The sequence below is a fragment of the Bartonella sp. CE47NXGY genome, from assembly GCF_042195415.1.
Classification (GTDB): domain Bacteria; phylum Pseudomonadota; class Alphaproteobacteria; order Rhizobiales; family Rhizobiaceae; genus Bartonella.
Genome location: NZ_JBHIOI010000316.1, coordinates 1 through 508, shown reverse-complemented (window position 1 = coordinate 508; position 508 = coordinate 1). Strand labels below are relative to the sequence as shown.

The following is a 508-nucleotide window of genomic DNA, read 5'->3' as shown; positions in this document are numbered from 1 at the left end:
TCTCCGGATTCGTAAACCGTTTCCTACGGATAAGTATTATTACTTCAATAGCTCTTACCACAGGACTTTATCAACCAGAAATCACAAATTTAATAACACAAATGCCCTATGAGTTATCAAAAGCGCTCATAACAAATCCACTCAATGATACACAATTAATGAATTTACTTGACAAAGCAGCAACCAAAGGATTTCAATATGCAGGCCGTCTTTTCCAAGAAACCGTCTTCTTCGAGTCCAATGGACTGCTTTACAGTCTCTTAGGCATCATTATCTTGCTAGCAACAAGCCTCGTAGTCGCAATCGGTGGGGGTCTCGTGCTCCTGACAAAAATCGCACTTGCACTTCTCGTAGGATGGGGGCCAATCTTCATCATTGCTTTGCTCTGGCAACCAACTCATCGCCTTTTCGAGCAATGGATAATCCAAGTCGCCAATTATATAATCCTCTTTCTACTCTTAGCAACTGTATTTAATCTGATGATGAATATCTTTGCAAACTATTTGAG

The 508-nt window shown here is 40.4% G+C and carries 1 protein-coding gene; it reads left to right on the top strand.

What is annotated here, in order from left to right:
- Positions 1–508 (top strand): type IV secretion system protein (locus ACFIL3_RS11275; protein WP_375682321.1); only part of this gene is annotated, 508 nt, incomplete at both ends.